11 protein-coding genes and 3 pseudogenes are annotated in these 17,459 nt (G+C 44.5%); 7 read left to right on the top strand and 7 right to left on the bottom strand.

What is annotated here, in order from left to right:
• Positions 1–34 precede the first annotated feature (34 nt).
• From ONZ52_RS00835 to ONZ52_RS00825, 3 genes are all read left to right on the top strand, one after another.
• Complete coding sequence (locus tag ONZ52_RS00835) at positions 35–1,585, top strand: OFA family MFS transporter (protein WP_265216743.1); 1,551 nt, start codon at positions 35–37, stop codon at positions 1,583–1,585.
• Between the two features lie 251 nt (positions 1,586–1,836).
• Positions 1,837–3,129, top strand: a complete 1,293-nt coding sequence (locus ONZ52_RS00830) for a Cache 3/Cache 2 fusion domain-containing protein (protein ID WP_265216742.1) — start codon at positions 1,837–1,839, stop codon at positions 3,127–3,129.
• 4 nt (positions 3,130–3,133) lie between these two features.
• On the top strand, positions 3,134–3,889 hold the full coding sequence (locus tag ONZ52_RS00825) for a methyl-accepting chemotaxis protein (RefSeq protein WP_265216741.1): 756 nt from the start codon (positions 3,134–3,136) through the stop codon (positions 3,887–3,889).
• Positions 3,890–3,931: 42 nt separating this feature from the next.
• Here ONZ52_RS00825 and yegD read toward each other — a convergent pair whose 3' ends face one another.
• A complete protein-coding gene (gene yegD / locus ONZ52_RS00820; RefSeq protein WP_265216740.1) occupies positions 3,932–5,296 on the bottom strand; it encodes a molecular chaperone in 1,365 nt (454 codons plus the stop codon).
• A 192-nt stretch (positions 5,297–5,488) separates the two neighbouring features.
• Between yegD and ONZ52_RS00815 the strand changes: the two genes are divergently transcribed.
• Positions 5,489–7,399 carry a methyl-accepting chemotaxis protein gene (locus ONZ52_RS00815; protein WP_265216739.1) on the top strand — a complete coding sequence of 637 codons (1,911 nt, stop codon included), beginning with the start codon at positions 5,489–5,491 and terminating at the stop codon, positions 7,397–7,399.
• Between the two features lie 83 nt (positions 7,400–7,482).
• Here the strand turns inward: ONZ52_RS00815 and ONZ52_RS00810 are convergent, their stop codons facing one another.
• Together ONZ52_RS00810 and ONZ52_RS00805 are read right to left on the bottom strand one after the other, a co-directional pair.
• Positions 7,483–7,956 carry an NnrU family protein gene (locus ONZ52_RS00810; protein WP_265216738.1) on the bottom strand — a complete coding sequence of 158 codons (474 nt, stop codon included), beginning with the start codon at positions 7,954–7,956 and terminating at the stop codon, positions 7,483–7,485.
• Positions 7,905–8,048: pseudogene (locus tag ONZ52_RS00805) on the bottom strand (NnrU family protein); the annotation flags it as partial. The pseudogene ONZ52_RS00805 and the gene ONZ52_RS00810, both read right to left, overlap by 52 nt.
• A 351-nt stretch (positions 8,049–8,399) precedes the next feature.
• On the opposite strand from ONZ52_RS00805, the gene nspC reads away from it, so the two are divergent.
• From nspC to ONZ52_RS00790, 3 genes are all read left to right on the top strand, one after another.
• A complete protein-coding gene (gene nspC / locus ONZ52_RS00800) occupies positions 8,400–9,497 on the top strand; it encodes a carboxynorspermidine decarboxylase (protein WP_265216737.1) in 1,098 nt (365 codons plus the stop codon).
• Between the two features lie 54 nt (positions 9,498–9,551).
• Positions 9,552–10,772 carry a saccharopine dehydrogenase family protein gene (locus ONZ52_RS00795; RefSeq protein ID WP_265217755.1) on the top strand — a complete coding sequence of 407 codons (1,221 nt, stop codon included), beginning with the start codon at positions 9,552–9,554 and terminating at the stop codon, positions 10,770–10,772.
• A gap of 164 nt (positions 10,773–10,936) precedes the next feature.
• A complete protein-coding gene (locus tag ONZ52_RS00790) occupies positions 10,937–12,085 on the top strand; it encodes a hypothetical protein (RefSeq protein ID WP_265216736.1) in 1,149 nt (382 codons plus the stop codon).
• A 104-nt stretch (positions 12,086–12,189) separates the two neighbouring features.
• Here ONZ52_RS00790 and ONZ52_RS00785 read toward each other — a convergent pair.
• From ONZ52_RS00785 to ONZ52_RS24990, 4 genes and pseudogenes are all read right to left on the bottom strand, one after another.
• A pseudogene (locus tag ONZ52_RS00785) lies at positions 12,190–13,432 on the bottom strand (sirohydrochlorin chelatase).
• An 83-nt stretch (positions 13,433–13,515) separates the two neighbouring features.
• Positions 13,516–15,853: pseudogene (gene cobN, locus ONZ52_RS25000) on the bottom strand (cobaltochelatase subunit CobN).
• 55 nt (positions 15,854–15,908) lie between these two features.
• Positions 15,909–16,964 (bottom strand): cobaltochelatase subunit CobN, encoded by a 1,056-nt coding sequence (locus ONZ52_RS24995; RefSeq protein ID WP_346433220.1) that lies wholly within the window; start codon positions 16,962–16,964, stop codon positions 15,909–15,911.
• The gene (locus tag ONZ52_RS24990; protein WP_346433219.1) at positions 16,931–17,353 is read right to left on the bottom strand and encodes a hypothetical protein; all 423 of its coding nucleotides are present in this window, start codon (positions 17,351–17,353) and stop codon (positions 16,931–16,933) included. Before ONZ52_RS24990 ends, ONZ52_RS24995 begins: the two co-directional genes overlap by 34 nt.
• Positions 17,354–17,459: the final 106 nt, after the last annotated feature.

Below are 17,459 nucleotides of genomic sequence, written 5' to 3'. Positions count from 1 at the left end.
TATTTTTAACCCAGCTTTAACCAAAGAGTTTGGTGTGGTTAGCAGCGCAGCAGAAGACTGGAGTCTCAGCAGTGTAGTATGGATTTTCTCTGTAGCCATTGTCTTTCTTGGTTTATCTGCTGCTGTTGCTGGCAAATGGTTAGAAGAAGTCGGCCCACGCTGCGTTGGCGTAACCGCAGCCTTTCTCTGGGGCGGTGGCTTTATTATCGGCAGCGTAGGGATATCAACACATCAGTTATGGCTAGTCTATTTGGGATATGGTGTATTAGGCGGCTGTGGCTTAGGGCTTGGCTATGTTTCTCCCGTATCGACTCTACTTCGTTGGTTCCCAGACAAACGCGGTATGGCAACAGGTATGGCGATCATGGGGTTCGGCGGAGGCGCCATGATTGGCGCCCCATTAAAAACGTTTTTACTAGAGAAATTTGCCATCGCACCGACCTATCTTGGGCCAGAATCGGCGGTAAATCTTATTACCGAAGGTGGAAGACGCTTCGCTGAAATGGCAAATGGTAAGCTTGAAGTCGTCGTGGCCAGTGCTTCCGAAGCCTCAAAACTCCCTATTCCAGGGGAAGCTGGTGTGTATGTTGTAGGCACGGGGAATACAGGTGCCGCTAGCGTCTTCCTCACCCTTGGGATCGTGTATTTCGTTATTATGATGGTCGCGGCATTTGCTTATCGGGTCCCCCCTAAAGATTGGCAGCCTGAAGGTTGGACACCGCCAGCCAAAGATAAAACAAATAGCATGATTAGCCGTAATCACGTGCACATTGATCAAGCCTTAAAAACGCCGCAATTTTGGCTGTTGTGGATTGTGCTCTGTTTCAATGTGACCGCTGGTATTGGTGTGATCGGTATCGCAAAAACCATGATGACAGAAATATTTGGTACCACATTACCAACCATTGCCACAGCCAGCTTTGCAGGCACCTATGTCTTGATGATTTCGGTTTTTAATATGTGTGGTCGGTTCTTTTGGGCGTCAACCTCGGACTTCATCGGTCGGAAAAACACTTATCATTGTTTTTTTGTACTTGGCACACTTTTATACCTTTCCATTCCGTTCGCTGCCTCAGCGGTCAGCGCTGATCCCTCGATCACTTGGTTAATCATGTTTTATGGGGCTAGCATGATAATTTTCACCATGTATGGCGGTGGATTCGCCACTATTCCTGCGTATTTGGCGGATATTTTTGGCACCCTACACGTTGGTGGCATACATGGTCGATTGCTTACCGCTTGGGCAACAGCCGGAGTCTTAGGGCCATTTGTTATTACTTACTTAAGAAACATGTCTGTGGAAAGTGCCATTCACGATTTAGCCAGTAAAATTGACCCAGCAGCCTTTGAAGCTAAATTCAACGCATCTATCTCACAATTAAACGAGTTAATTGCAGCAAAAACTGTCACGGTAAGCAACCTGATGGACATTGCGCCTGTAGGTACCATAGATCCCACATCTGGCCTTTATAATACCACCATGTATGCCATGGCGGGTTTGTTGGTTATTGGCTTTTTTGCAAATCTCATGATACGTCCAGTAAATGAAAAGCATCATGTGGAAAAAACACATCCAAATTTATAACTATTGACCTAAATTCACTATTTGTTACAAAAATAAGAACAACAAAACAAAAATTATCTTGTTGTTCTTTATATAAGGCGATTAGATCAATCTTAGAATAAGCCCGTTTTTCTTCGATTGCTAAAATCTTCTAAAACTTATTTTCAGTCACTATTTAGCAATAAACATAAAAACAATTACAATAATAATAGCTTTATTTGCAGCTGTATTGACTTGATTACAAAGCACACCTTTAAACAGAGGAACACGCCATGATACAGCTTATTAGAACCATGCCAATCACTCGACAATTAGCCATCGTCGTATTTTTAGTCTCTATTACCTGCTTTGGAATACTCACTTGGCTAACATCAAGTAAATCTTACAATGGTTTTATAGAAAGCATAGAGCACGAATTACAAACCAGTTCTGGTCAAGGCAGTATGTTGCTCGATTTTTATAACGAGAACTTAGAAAGTAGTACGGATAGATTAGCCGACATATTTTTCACACTGTTCCCTAACGGCATCACAGTCAGTGATTCAGAAACCGTTAAAATTGGTGAATATGACAGCCCTTTAGCCACCAATTCGGGCGAAGTAATCAACCTAAATTTTGATAAACCAGATCAATTCACCAAGATGACGGGCGGCACCGCGACGGTGTTTATTCGGTATGGTGATGACTTTTTACGTATCAGTACTTCTCTCAAAAAAGCCGATGGCACTCGAGCCTACGGCACCTTGTTAGGTAAAGGACATCCCGCTTATCAAACACTGATTAACGGTGAGATCTATTCTGGCCCTGCGGCCTTATTTGGTCGTAACTACATGACAAAATACGTTCCCTTTAAAGATTCAACAGGAAAAGTCATCGGTATACTTTACATCGGCTTTGATTACACAGAAGGACTAAAAAACTTAGAAAAAGAAATAAATAGCCTATCATTTGGCGAAACAGGAAAAGCCACCGTCATTAATCTTCAAGATGGCAAAGACTTTGGTAGAATTGTCGTTGACTCGCAGAATAAAGACAAACTCTTCTCTGAGATTAATGTGCAAGAGGCTGAAAAATATTTAGAACTGATAAAACAGCAAAAGAATGGCGTATTTCAAACCAAACAAACAATCAATGGAAAAGAACAAGACATCGTCATGGCATTTAGTCGCGCCGAAAAATGGAACTGGGCGATCCTTACTGGTGGCCCTGTAAAAGAATTCACTGTGGTTGCTAAGTCTGTTCAAAACAGCCTAATCCTTGTTTCTATTCTTTGCGCTATCCTCTTAGTCATCATGATTTCTTTCATTACACAACGCGTACTTTCCCCACTAAAACAAGCAGGGCAAGATTTGCAAGCCTTGGGTAATGGCGATCTCTCTACCAATTTATTTCATCGTCATTCACATCACCAAACAGAAAGCCAAAACGAAATCGATGTGCTATTTAAACATGGTCGAAATACCATTACTCAACTAAGATCCATGCAATTAGAGGTCAGATCTTGCATGGAGCCTCCTTACGGACGCGAGTTTAAAAGTACAGTCAACCGCCAATCTCGCGTCTAAAAGCATGAGCAAACAACAGGGAGAAACAGACTTAGTGGCGACCGCGATGAGTCAGATGGTTATCGCTGTAGAGAACGTCTCGCAGAATGTCAACGACACCACCAACGAAACTCAGAAAGCGGACAAAGAAACGAAATCCGGCACCCAAGTCGTCGACAACGTCGCCTCGGATATGCAAGGTCTGGCCAATGTCATTGGGCATGCTTCTACAGTGATGCAAGAGGTTGAGAAGGAAAGTATTAGCATAGGTTCCGTGCTAGACGTAATTCGCAGTATTGCTGAGCAAACTAACCTGCTTGCGCTTAATGCTGCGATTGAAGCGGCGCGAGCTGGAGAACAAGGCCGTGGCTTTGCGGTGGTGGCGGATGAAGTCAGAACACTGGCAACTCGAACCCAAGACGCTACTGCAGAAATTGAAGGCATGATAGCCCAACTGCAGAAACTGTCGAAAACAGCGTCTATGGAAGTGATCAATGGTCGAGATCAAGCTGCCGGCAATGCGGAGAAAGCCATCGCGGCAAGCAAAGGATTAATGAAGGTAACCCAGTCAGTCAGCCTGATTAACTCCATGTCGATTAACATTGCCAGTTCCATCACAGAACAGTCTGCCGTTGCTGCGAGCGTGAATGAAAATCTCGAAAATATACGCGACCTTTCTAATCAAACAGCCGATGGTGTCAACGACATGATGGCAACCACTAAAACACTGTCAGAGGTATTAACCAAATTGAAGTCGTCCATTGATCGCTTCTCTCTGTAATACGCTATCCAGCGAGCCAACCTTGTTGGCTCGCTTTCTTTTTTATCTAAAAATACGCTCTGACCAGACCGTTAATCCTGCCGCCACACTACCAAAGTGATCCCCATCTAACACAGGGATATCACCAAGCCGATGTTGAATTGCCTCGCGAATCACTGGTGACTTGGCTGATCCACCGGTGATGTAGATCAAATCCGGTTTCTCGCCTGCTTGCTCTATGGCCAACGTCATCAAATTCAACATTTTTTCTAAGGGTGAAAAAATTGACTGAGTCAGTTCTTCACGGCTAATGGAAGCACTTAGCTCTGCTTCAATATAGTCCAATGAGGCAAGATACTGCTGCGTATCGGACAAGGCAATCTTAGCCTCTTCCGCACTGCGTACTATGTGATAATTATGCTTTTCTTCTCGCATACGTAAGAATCGTTCGATCAATTTGGGTTGTGCTGCATCCAAACGCAACTGATTGATCTGATGCCTAGTTTCCATACTATTAAATGTCGCAATAGCAGACACATCATTCGTTGTAATCGCATTCCAATACAACTGAGTCGGCATCGGTAACCCTGTTTTCAATAAAGAATCCATGCCAAATAGTGGCATAAAATGCTTACCCGCAATTTGTATGTCTAAATCATTACCGCCGACTCGTTCTCCAGTATGTGCCAAGAAATCGTTTCGTCTGTCTTCTTTTGTTAAATACTCAGGCCCCATACGAACCATCGCGCAGTCAGTCGTACCACCACCAATATCCACAACTAACACGGTTTTATTATCTGCTAAGGATTTTTCAAAATCTAAACCTGCAGCAATTGGCTCATAAAGAAATTCAATTTCTTTAAAACCAGCCCTTTTGCCAGCTGTTGTCAATATATCTAACGCTTGTCGATTACTTGCATCAGCATCTAAACCTTGGAAATTCACAGGACGGCCAATTACCGTATGGGTAATCTCTTCGCCCAAACTTTTTTCAGCACGCTGCTTGATATTCTGCATCATCACGGTGACCACATCTTCAAAAAAATGAATATGTTCTGCACGTAACCCAGCGCCACCTAGAAAAGATTTTGGGGATTTAACAAAATAGCCTTCTTCCGGCCACTGGAAGTATTCATTAAACGCTGCGCGTCCAAAAAATAACGTTTGATCTTCATCCGCAATGTCTTCTTCATAACGAGCACGTTTGGCTCGCGTTAAGGCATTTTGACGTAGCTCAGAGAACGCTTGTCGTGAAGGAATATCTCGCATTCCCCTTATAACAGATTCAGTAATTAAGTCTCGATCTAGCGCATACAAAGTGGAAGGGAGAAAAGCATGGTTTTCTTCTAAATTAACCAAGCGTACAAGCGAGTTTTGCACTATACCTAATGCACAATTCGATGTTCCGTAATCAAATCCACAAATCATTTATTCTATACCTAATATCGATAATCAAAGGGGCGCGGACGATAACAGAAAGATTCAAAAGTATCAAAACTATTCCCCCTTAGTATTGTCCTAGAAATCTTACGCTCAATAACTGAAAATTGCAGAATAACTACATACTTAGACAAGAATATAAATAAGACTCTCTTATATAAAATACCCAGGAGAAAAAAGATGCACTTCTCGTTGCAAACCAAAATAACCCTTCAGTCAATCATTGTGGCGATTATTGTTGCCATCAGTGTCGGCAGTGTGTCTTTTTATGCCTTTAAAACAGACAGTGATACACGTATACAATCCGAAGCCCGTTCGCAAGCCGCGGCCATTTCAACCTACATTAATAGTTGGTCAACAGATCGAATCAGCACCATGCAAGCGGTGAAGCAGAAAATCGAAGCCTCCTTACAAGAAAACCCCGATGTGAATGAAAAAGACATTCTCAATATTCTTCAACAAGCCCAAACTGGCTTAAATTTTGGTATGACTTTTTTAGGATTAGAAAATGGCGCCATGTATCGGCACGATCCTTCTTTGAACAGCGCAGATTATGATCCACGAACTCGTAGCTGGTACATTGATGCAAAAGCAAAAAACAACGCGTATGTGACGGCCCCTTATGTTTCAGCGTCCACACAACAGCTTTCCATGACATTTGTTGAACCTATTATCGTCAATGGCAAATTTATTGGTGCCATTGGTGGATTGGTATTTCTAGACAATCTTATGGAAACCATCATGGCTATGAACGTGGCTGGCGAAGGTTACAGCACCCTATTTGACGGCGATGGTAAAATCATTGCTCACCCAGATAGAAAACTGATTTTGAAAGACGCCTCTGAACTATCGCCAGCGTTAAATAAAAACTTCTTTTCTACAACACAACGTCAAGCCAGTTTTACTCAGCTCAAACTGGATGGCAAGAACATCAATATGTACGCCAGCAACATTCAAGGAAACCCTTGGGTATTAGGTCTAATGATGGATCAGGATGTATTAAATGCGCCACTTGTTAATTTAGGCACTGGCTTAATCATTGGTGTGTTCATTTTATTACTGATTGCATCTGTGATTGTGATTCAAGTGACTCGTTTTCTATTACGAGATTTACGTCGAGTATCGGACAGTATGGCGCAAATTGCATTGGGAGACGGCGATTTAACGCAACGTTTAGCCGCCAGTTCCAAAGACGAAATTGCTGTTTTAGTCGGCAATTTCAACCAATTTGTCGCCTTGTTGCACAACACAGTGTCCCATTTGAAAAAAATTGGTCATGAATTAGCAGGACAAGCGAGCGATGCCTACGATTCCTCGCAAAACAGCGCCCAAAAACTAGAAGAACAGCAGCAGAACATTGCCATGGTGGCGACTGCCATTCATCAGATGTCTCAGGCTACTCAAGAAATTGCTGGCAACGCAACTAATACGGCTGCGAATGCGGACGAAGCCGTTGCGGCTAGTAATGTTGGTCAAAAACAAGCTCTAAAAAGCCAAGACAGTATTAGAGCCCTTGCTGATGACATCCAAGAAGTGGCCTATGTCATCAATGATCTGAGCAAAAATGCCGATGGTATTAACACCATTTTAACGACCATCTCTGGCATCGCCGAGCAGACCAACCTATTGGCATTAAACGCTGCTATTGAAGCCGCGCGGGCCGGTGAACAAGGACGTGGTTTTGCTGTGGTCGCAGATGAAGTTCGAGTGTTATCACAACGAACTTACAGCTCGATAGAAGAAATTCAAAAAATGATCGAATCTTTGCAATCCATCACCAAAGATGCGGTTGCCAAAATCCAGTTAAGCCATAACAGAGCAAATAATAGTGTAGAGGACGTTAATCAAGCGAAAGACAGCTTGGATAAAATCCAACAATCGGTCACCACGATCAATGATCGAGCGGCACAAATTGCCACAGCAACCGAAGAGCAAACCAGTGTCACTGCAGAGGTCAATAAGAACACTTCTGATATTCAGCAAGGCTCGACTGAATTAGTCGTTCTGGCAACAGAAAGTGCGTCACGAGCAGAAGAATTAAAACGCTTGGCAGAAGATTTGACACAAAACATTAATCACTTTAGAACCTAAGTACTTCAAAACGTAGACGCTTTACGTACCATAAAAAATGCCCTGCTAGCTAATGCTAACAGGGCATTTTCTTTTGTTTAACATTAAACCAAGGGGGAAACCCCGATAATAGCCTCATGGAGATAAAACACCATGATAAACCAAGACACCATGGCAAACGTAAAAGCCGCTAGGTCAAACTGCACACCGGATTCTTGATCACGAACCACGCCTGCTTTTCGATCACGACGACGATAAATAGCAAAACTGACAATAGACCAAATCAAAAAGCTACCGAATACAATAATATCCGCCAAATTACCATTGCTGATCAAATGCGAAAACGCCCAAATTTTTACGGCGATGAGCATTGGATAACCAACTTTCTTTTTCATGGTTGTATTCGGCACCAAAGCCGATCCTACAAAAAACAAGGCAACCAACATCAGCAAACCCGCTAGATGACGAGTCCAAACGGGGGAAACCATAACCAAACCGGTGCCATTCGCATTTGCATATAGCCCATAATAATAAAAGCGGTGGCTAATAAAGTAATCATCCCAAAACGTATACGCCAACGCATAGCACCGTTTTGTCGCATATTTGACGCACGCCACTCTGGCGCGACTAAACGCACAGAATGCACACAAAAGAAAATCACCAACCCCATTATTAAAATCAACATACCAAGATGTTCCTCATACACTTAAAAAAATTCACTCACAATCTATACGCAGATAGTCATATTGCTCTGCTTCAATGGTTGCGGATTATAGTGCCAAATCACCAAGAGACCTATTATTCATTACTGATCATTGATCTTAATTCAAATACATACACAACAGGTTTTCCCTAACCCGCTAGAAAGCTTGAAAAAGAGAGTCAAAAGACTCATAACACTGACTGACCAGTAAAAGTCGTCAAAATGTCACAAAAAGCCCTGTAATATAACGTTTTCGTGCTAGAAAAAGCCCCCTTCTTTGCTCTAGAATACACGGTTTTGACTAACGGGCAGGTTGCCATGATCAAGACACCTTATTATCTTATCGATAAAGCGGCTCTTTTGAAGAATTTAGAGAAGATCGCTTACGTGCGTCAACAGTCCGGAGCTAAATCGTTACTGGCGCTGAAATGCTTTGCTACTTGGTCGGTATTCGACTTAATGCAAGAGTATATGGATGGCACAACATCATCGTCGTTATACGAAGTAAAACTTGGAAAAACAAAATTTCAAGGCGAAACCCATGCCTATAGCGTGGCCTATTCAGACGATGAAATTGAAGAAGTATTAGCGCACTCAGACAAGATCATTTTCAACTCTATAGGCCAATTCAATCGTTTTAAAGAAGCCAGTAAAGACAAAACTCGTGGTTTGCGAGTCAACCCGCAAGTCAGTACATCTGAGTTTTTGATTGCCGACCCTGCACGCCCATTTAGCCGTCTTGGTGAATGGGATCCAGAAAAAATCGCCACAGTGATCAACGACATTTCTGGTTTTATGTTCCACAACAATTGTGAGAACAACAGCTTCGAACGCTTTGATGAGATGCTGACTCTCATTGAAGAACGCTTTGGCCATTTAATCCAAAAAGTACAATGGGTGAGCCTAGGTGGCGGCATTCACTTTACAGGTGAAGGTTACCCTATTGATAAGTTCTGCCAACGCTTAAAACGCTTTGCCGAACAATACGGCATTCAAGTGTACCTAGAACCTGGCGAAGCCAGCATTACGAAGAGCACAACCTTAGAGGTCACGGTATTAGATACCTTATTTAACGGTAAAAACTTGGCTGTTGTTGATAGCTCTATTGAAGCGCATATGCTGGATCTACTGATCTATCGTGAAAACGCCAAAATGGCACCTTGTGATGGCGAACATGAATACATGATTTGTGGCAAGTCTTGTTTAGCGGGCGATATTTTCGGTGAATTTAAATTCAACAAAGCATTACAAGTGGGTGATCGTCTTTCTTTCCAAGACGCCGCAGGTTACACCATGGTGAAAAAGAACTGGTTTAACGGTGTTAAGATGCCGTCTATTGCCATACGCCAATTGGATGGCAGCATCGAACTTGTCAGGGAATTCGGCTACAACGATTTTGAACAGAATCTATCCTAATTCTGTTTCAACAAAATACTTTGGAGATAGTGTTACTATGAAAAAAATGTCCTCATTATTGGCGGCGGAGGCGTGGCACGAGTTGTGGCACATAAATGCGCCCAACACAATGACACACTGGGCAATATCGCAATTGCTTCGCGCAGCGTTACGAAATGCGACGATATTGTAGCCAGTGTCCTCGACAAAGGCAGCTTGAAGGTAGAGGGCCGCATTCAAGCATTCGCCCTAGACGCTCTTGACGTGCCAGCAACGATTAAATTGATTCAAGAAACCGAATCACAAATCGTCATTAACGTAGGGTCTGCTTTCGTTAATATGTCTGTACTTGAAGCTTGCATGGAAACGGGTGCGGCTTATTTAGACACCGCCATCCATGAAGACCCAAACAAAATTTGCGAAACACCACCTTGGTATGCCAATTACGAGTGGAAACGTCGTGACGCCTGTAAAGCAAAAGGCATTACCGCGATCTTAGGTGTAGGTTTTGATCCAGGCGTAGTCAATGCTTACGCCGCGCTTGCTTATAACGACTACTTAGACTCCGTTGACTCCATTGACATCATCGACGTGAACGCTGGTAGCCATGGTAAATACTTCGCCACAAACTTTGACCCAGAAATTAACTTCCGTGAATTTACCGGACGGGTCTACTCATGGCAAAACAGCGCATGGCAAGAAAATAGCATGTTTGAAATCAGCCGTACTGACGACCTTCCTGTCGTCGGCACTCAAACGACTTACATGACAGGCCACGATGAAGTGCATTCACTTTCACAAAATCTCAATGTACCAAACGTACGTTTTTGGATGGGATTTGGTGAACATTATATTAATGTCTTCACGATACTTAAAAATTTAGGTTTACTCTCTGAACAACCTGTTACAACGGCAGAAGGCCTAGAAGTGGTTCCTCTTAAAGTGGTCAAAGCCGTACTGCCTGACCCATCTTCACTTGCCCCAGCTTACACAGGCAAAACGTGCATTGGTGACGTGATCAAAGGGAAAAAAGACGGTCAGGACAAAGAGATCTTTATCTACAATGTTGCCGACCATAAAGACGCTTATAACGAAGTCGGTAGCCAAGGCATCTCTTATACGGCTGGTGTTCCTCCTGTTGCCGCCGCCATTCTTGTTGCAAACGGCACGTGGGATGCAAAAGAAATGCGTAACGTTGAGCAGCTGGATCCTAAACCTTTCCTAGGTTTGTTAAACGAGATGGGCTTGCCAACTCGCATTAAAGACGAAAACGGCGACCGCCCTTTTACCCTCTAATAATCTCATTCATATCGGCGCTTTTCTAGCAAGAGGAGCGCTGATATTTATTCTTATAAATACCCATTTTATTTCTCTCGCCTCTACTTACGTAATCTCAATAAAGCCCATACAATACGCCAAAATCCACCCATCTGAGATTCTCTCTCAAAGGAACTTCCATAATGAAACAGCAACTCAAAATTGCAGCTATCACGGCTGTAATTTCATTAACACTTGCCGGTTGTGCATCAAATCCTGATTCCGCTGCCAATTTGGCCGCAGACGCAAAATATTCGCAAACCATCATTCAGATCAATGAACTCAAGCAAGCCATCGATAATGCAGACAAAAGCTTGGCAAAAGGCACAGAAAACGAACTGCCTTGGTTCGCCACTCAAGATATAGAGCAAGCGAAAAAGGCTTTAGCTGAAGCAAAAGAGAACTATTCTAAATTTGAATTTGATCCATCTAAAGCAAACACTAGCACAAGCTTTTTTGGTTCAACCACCTATCTTGAGACCGCAAATAGCGCCATCAAAACATTTAACGAGCACATGACCAACGCGGTTAACCTAAAAACCAAGGCGCAATCAACCTTACCAGAAGCCTTTGATTATCGTGCTCAGCTCAAAACCCTAAATGCGAAACAATACTTCCCTGGCGCCGCGCAAGAACTGGAAGACAACCTTAAAAAACTTGTTGACCAGATCGCGAATAATAAAGCTCAAGCGGCTGTAAGCGCCCAACCAGCACTTGTCGCTAAGATGCGTGCACTTGAAGTAAAAACGGTGACGGCTATTTACCTTACTGATGCCAAAAATGCGCTAGATAAGCTGATGAAAACAGACGCGACTCAGCATGCGCCTAAATCACTTTCTCAAGCCATGACAGCACTGACGGCAGCAACGGCTTTTGCTGCAACACAGCCAAGAGCAATAGACGACATCAAACGCCAAGGTGAAAACGTTATGTTCGCAGTGAATCGAGCAAAACAGATCACCCAAGCCGTTAAAAAGCTAAAGACTATTCAACCAAAAGATTATGAAGACTACATTGTCGGCTATGAAAAAGTGTTACTTTCCATCAGCAATGCGCTTAATGCTGACGACCGTAGAGACCTCGCTTTTGAAGCGCAAGGCAAAGAATTGGTTAGCTTTATAGAGACCAACCTAAAAGGTCAAGAAGCGTCCATTCAAGCACAACAACAGCTTCGTAAGGAACTAAAAGATCAGAAAAACTATTCCGTTTTACTAGAAGAAAAAATCAGCACACTGACTAACAATCTAGAAGACATGAAAAAAGCATTGGCTGATGCCCTAGCCAAAAAATAAAACATGCTCAATTAGCGCACAAAAAAAAGCCAGCTAGCCAGCTGGCTTTTTCGTATTTAGATTGCCATTATCGCTCAGAAAACTCAGTGAAGTACTCAGAGAACTCAACGGTGAGCAAACGCCGTTTTGGTGCAATCACCGTCGATTCTGTCTTTCTCTTCTTCCAAGATCTCATCGGTAAACTGGCTCATAAAGCAGCAACAAACCCCCTCGCCAATCATGGTTCGCGGTCCCATTGGGTGGCCAATGTGCTTGTACACACCGTGCGAGTGTCCATGACTATGATCGTGGGAGTGACCATGGGAATGACTATGCCCATGAGAATGGCTATGACCATGAGAATGGCTATGACCGTGACCATGGTCGTGAGTGTGATTTTTCAACACACTAATACTGGGCACTTCCCCCATTGAAATAACCGCGTGCTTTAGATCAAACTCAGACAAGCCTTGCGTGTCGTCCTGCGGATCGACAAATTCGGCATGGTGATGATGCACATCCACTTCGCCTGCAGCAAGACGGCGCTTGAAGGAGTTCATTAGCGTTTCTTCCCCTGTCTGCAATTCGCCCTGCATAATTTCTTCCACGCGGTTTTGAAAGGCATCAATAACACGAGGATGATCATTCAAATAAGGCGTTTGAACGAAAGTTACTTCTGGATTTTCTTGCGCCACCTTGTCAACATAACCTTGAATACGCTTGATCAGGCGACCAGTAAATAAGAAATAGGGCGCGACAACAATGCGTTTAAAGCCAAGCTTCATAAGCTTTTCAAGGCCCACGCCAACAGACGGGTAAGTCACACCAGAATAGACAGTATCTGCCCAACCAAATCCCATGTTTTCATTAACAATACGCGTTAACTTTGCGGCTTCAGCATTGGCGGAGGTATCAGAGGTACCGCGACCAACCACCACCAATAGAGTGTCGTATAGGTTTTTTGGTGGATGATCGGGATCAAGGCCCAATGATTCATAGATACGCGCTTGAAACGCTTCGATCATGTCATCTTGCAACCCCAATTCACGACCATAAGTGATATGAAGACCCGGATGTTTTTCTTCATAGGTAGTCAAGACGGAGGGTATATCATTTTTCGCATGCGTTGCGGCGAATAACATACCAGTGGACGGCATAAATCTCTTCCACACCTTGGCTAACGAGACTGTCTAAGCCCATGTGAATATTCGGTGCTGAAAATTCTAAAAATCCATACTCGACAGGCAAGTCAGGGAAACGCTCTTTAAGCCCTTTCGCCACAAGACCAAATTCGCGCTCTGCGTCTTTATCGCGACTGCCGTGACCACAAATCATAATGCCCTTTTTGGCCTGTTCTTTATTGCTCATTATTTCTCTCTACTTTGAATCGTCTTAGCTGATAGTGAGTGTAGACACTACCAGCCAGGTTACAAGCGATCTTCTGCCCAAGATCACTGACGTTGTTCTTGTTGCTGATCTAAATCAAGCAACAAGGATTGAATTTTTTCTCGATGCGCATCGGCATTTTGCCACATGCCACGCTGTATGGCTTCTAATAAGCGTTCACCCATTTCTTCGAGTGCATGAGGATTATTATCGCGCATAAAGGCCTGATTGTCTGGGTCAAGCAACAATCTATCCGTCACCTGCTCGTATTGATAATCCGCTACCAGATCGGTGGTCGCATCGTAAGCAAATAAATAATCCACCGTGGCGGTCATTTCAAACGCCCCTTTGTAACCATGGGTCTGCATGGCTTCGATCCATTTAGGATTCAATACTCGCGAACGCACCACACGATTCAGCTCTTCTTTTAAAGTGCGAATTTTTGGCGAACTCGGATTGGAATGGTCACTATGATAAACGCTCGGTGCTTGACCACTAAACTCAGTGACCGCATTCGTCATGCCGCCTTGGAACTGATAATAATCATCTGAATCGAGAATATCATGCTCACGATTGTCTTGGTTTTGCACCACTGCATCCAGTTGTGACAAGCGCTCAATAAACGCCGCTTTTGCTTCAACGCCTTCTCCATTATTCTTAACACCATCATAATCAGCGTTATCGTTATAAGAGCCATAAGCATAACCGCCCCAGTTCACATAGGCTTCGGCAAGGTCCGCTTTGGTGTCCCAACAACGCTCATCAATAAGACCTTGCAACCCCGCGCCATAAGCCCCAGGTTTACTACCGAATACACGATAAGTCGCTTGGCGATTCGCCACAGCTTCATTCATGCCTTGAGCAAGTAATTTACTTTTACGCGCCTCCACATTGGCGCGAATCACATTGCCTGTACCGGGTTCTTGATAGGCCGCAATGGCTTGCACGGCTGCATCATAGAGCCGCATAACATTGGCAAACGCATCGCGGAAAAACCAGAAACACGCAAGGTCACGTCCACCCGTGGCCGACCTAATTGCATGCAAGAAAGGATCTCAAAATCCGTCACACGATTTGACCCTGGCGCCCAAATCGGACGCACACCCATCAAAGCAAACGCTTGGGCAATATCATCACCGCCCGTTCGCATAGTCGCCGTTCCCCATACAGACAAACCAAGGTTTTCCGGATAATCACCATGCTCTTGTAAATGACGCTGGATCAGAGCATCTGCCGATTGCTGACCTATCGCCCAAGCAGCGGGAGACGGAATAGCACGATTATCGACGGAAAAAAAGTTGCGCCCTGTTGGCAAAGTATCCAGTCGTCCACGAGTCGGTGCACCACTTGGGCCAGGAGGAATAAAACCGCCCGCCAAACCAATCAGCAAAGCTTGAATTTCATCGTGAGCACTTTGTTGTAAGGCAACGAATAAACATTTTTTACTGTGCGCCAATAAAGTCGCTGTTTGAGGCAATGTTACAGCTAACTCGTCTGTAGAATCGTCACCAATAACATGGCTCAACACCAACGATTTGGCTAATAACTCTAAACGCTCTTTAGTATCCGCATGGGTACGCCAAGCCAGTTCGCTGACCGACAACAAACGTTCGGGTTTATCCCCTAACCAAGGCATTCGCTCACTTTTCATAGGATCAAAGTCATCTTGCTCTAACGACAGATCTTTGACTAACGCATGTAAAATACCTTGACTGGTAATTTCGCTACCACGTGGCAGACGCAATAAAGCCACCAGCGTATCAGCGAGTTTATCGTCCTCTGGCAGCTCTCCTAGTCGATGCAAACCGTGACGAATTTGTGCTTCTTTTATCTCACACAAATAGGTGTCTAGGCCTTCCAGCACAGATTCTGCGTTATCCGCCTGCACTCCTGTCAACTCTTCAAGCAAATGTGTGGATTGAACTTTTTCAAGAATTTGCCCACGCAGCCAGGTTTCGCGGCGCACATCCATGCCCATGGCTTGGTAGTATTCATCCACAAGATTTTCTAGCTCAGCCATGTCGCCATAGGTTTCAGCGCGAGTCATGGGTGGCATAAGATGATCAATAATCACCGCTTGCGTGCGGCGCTTAGCCTGCGCACCTTCCCAGGATCGTTGACAATAAAAGGATAAAAATGTGGCATCGGGCCAAGAGCAATATCTGGCCAGCAAGACGCCGATAAAGCGGTACCTTTGCCAGGCAACCATTCAAGATTGCCATGTTTGCCCACATGAACAAAAGCATCCACCTGATACACATGGCGCAACCAAAAATAAAACGCCAAATAGCTGTGCGGCGGAATCAAGTCTGGATCATGATAATTCGCGGCGAGATCTAAGTTAAAACCGCGAGCGGGCTGAATCCCCACAAAGGTTTCCCCTAAGCGAATCCCTGCCAACATCATACGACGTTGACCGTTTTGCTCGCGGCATTTGTGATCCTCTTCTGAGGTAATTTCAGCGCCCCCAAACAGCGTTTTGGCATTCCAGCGGCAGCTGATAAAAATATTCTAAATACTCTTCCAAGGCGAGGCTTTGCCAGCAACCACGTTCATGCAAGGTGCTGGGGTTGTTGGTAACCGCACCGAGTAATTCTTCGATCAAGGCATTGCCATGCTCAGGAATATTGTCGATAGGATAACCAGCAGCTTCTAAAGCTTTTAATAAATTTACCGAGGACGCAGGTGTGTCCAAGCCTACGCCATTACCGATACGGCCATCTTTAGTTGGGTAATTGGCTAACACAAAAGCGATGCGTTTTTGATGGTTGGGTTTACTGGCTAAAATGGCAAAACGTTTAGCCAGCTGAGCCACAAAACGCGCACGTTCTTCATGCAACTCGTAGCGAACTAAATCGACTTGAGCAATGTCGTTATAATGACTCGAAGCCTTAAAACTCAACGCGCGAGTAATAATACGTCCATCCATTTCTGGTAAGACAATTTGCATGGCCACATCACGACTGCGTAAACCTTGGGTCTGTGCTTGCCAATCCTCTTCAGTGCTGCCAGAAAGGATTAACTGCAACACGGGAATCGGCGACGCAAAAGCCGACTGAAAATCTGTCGGCTCAGAGGCTAAATCAGGACTCCCTACTCGATTCGCCGCGAAGCCCGTGGTATTTAAAATCACCTTGGCTTGGGTGCGCTCCACTAATGATTCGATCAGGCCCACCGACACATCATCTTTTAGTGAACTCACCGCCACGACCAATGGTACCAGCCCTTCTTGCTCTAAAATCTCAATCAGACCATCAAACATAGCAGTGTTACCGCTCTGTAAATGAGAACGATAAAACGCCAGAATAGCGACAGGACGAGCTTCTGCTAATGACTCTGAATAGTGGCTCTGCCACTGAGCAAACCCCGTCGAATAACCTGCATGATAGATTAGCGCACTGGGCAAAGGGGCTGGCTCTTGCCAAGAAAAAGGCTTTCCAAAGTAACGCTCTGCGAGAAAATAGAACAACTGCTGAGCGTTTATTTGCCCACTTTCACGCAAGTAGCGCCACACTCGGTGACAGTCTTCTGGACTGGCATTAGAAGCATAGGTGAGAGAAGGATCATGGGCCTCATCACCGGAACAAAAATTAAAGTTCGCCCCGCTTTGGCTTGTGCCCACTCCTGCAAACGCTGAAAACCATACGTCCAATAGTGCTCCCCGCCAAGTAGAGAAACGACGACAACCTTAGCGTGATCAAGCACTTTATGTTCATACAAGTCGAAAGCGGCAGGCTTAATCAGCTGCATCCAATTGGCGAGACGAACACTCGGTAATCGCGTGATGTCCCATCCATCATCGGTGCCATAAAAAGCAATGATCTGATCAAGCGCACTGCCCAGCGCACCAAGCACACTATCCGCTGCGGCCAGAATGACGAGTCTCTGCAGGAGTTTGCCCAAGATCGACAATCCCTTCGTCGTCAACAAAGCCACCCGGTTTGGCTGCTAATAAGTGCACTCTTTCTCCAATTGTTTTTCACTAAATCAATCTAGTTATTCAGTTATT

The sequence above is a fragment of the Marinomonas rhodophyticola genome (genome assembly GCF_026113935.1).
GTDB classification, from domain to species: Bacteria; Pseudomonadota; Gammaproteobacteria; order Pseudomonadales; family Marinomonadaceae; genus Marinomonas; species Marinomonas rhodophyticola.
This window is presented reverse-complemented; position numbering and strand designations above follow the sequence as displayed.

Excerpts from the sequence above, each read along its gene's own strand:
- ONZ52_RS00790 (WP_265216736.1), top strand. The coding sequence starts at position 10,937 with ATGAAACAGCAACTCAAAATTGCAGCTATCACGGCTGTAATTTCATTA.
- ONZ52_RS00815 (WP_265216739.1), top strand. The coding sequence starts at position 5,489 with ATGCACTTCTCGTTGCAAACCAAAATAACCCTTCAGTCAATCATTGTG.
- ONZ52_RS00830 (WP_265216742.1), top strand. The coding sequence starts at position 1,837 with ATGATACAGCTTATTAGAACCATGCCAATCACTCGACAATTAGCCATC.
- ONZ52_RS00825 (WP_265216741.1), top strand. The coding sequence starts at position 3,134 with ATGAGCAAACAACAGGGAGAAACAGACTTAGTGGCGACCGCGATGAGT.
- yegD (WP_265216740.1), bottom strand. The coding sequence starts at position 5,296 with ATGATTTGTGGATTTGATTACGGAACATCGAATTGTGCATTAGGTATA.
- nspC (WP_265216737.1), top strand. The coding sequence starts at position 8,400 with ATGATCAAGACACCTTATTATCTTATCGATAAAGCGGCTCTTTTGAAG.